General features: G+C 34.4%; 1 protein-coding gene. It reads left to right on the top strand.

Going from position 1 to position 282, the window contains the following annotated elements; translation table 11 throughout:
* Positions 1-229: GHKL domain-containing protein (locus DWW33_RS16085; protein ID WP_243088703.1), on the top strand; the 229-nt coding region annotated here is incomplete at its 5' end.
* Between the last annotated feature and the right edge of the window lie 53 nt (positions 230-282).

The raw sequence follows: 282 nt of genomic DNA, 5'->3' as shown, positions 1-282 counted from the left end.
GAAATATATTTCGATTAAGATTGGCTCATACCATAAAATGATAGCTGCCAGCATCGAAAATAACTGCGGGGAGGTAAAGTGGAAAAATGGTTTTCCGGTATCAGCGAAAGGAAAAGGCGGTGGAATAGGACTGCTGAATGTTCAGAGCAGTGTAAAAAAATATGATGGAAATTTAATATTGAAAAGTGATGGAAATAAATTTATTGCTGAGTTATTCCTCAATTCATAAAAAGTCTTACTTCGTGCAAAAAAATCGTACTTGGTGCAGAAAAGGTAAAATAT

The organism is Roseburia sp. AF15-21 (genome assembly GCF_003479505.1).
In the GTDB taxonomy this organism is placed as follows: domain Bacteria; phylum Bacillota; class Clostridia; order Lachnospirales; family Lachnospiraceae; genus Roseburia_C; species Roseburia_C amylophila.
Note: the sequence above shows the minus strand (reverse complement) of the source record. Positions and strands in the feature narration are given on the sequence as shown.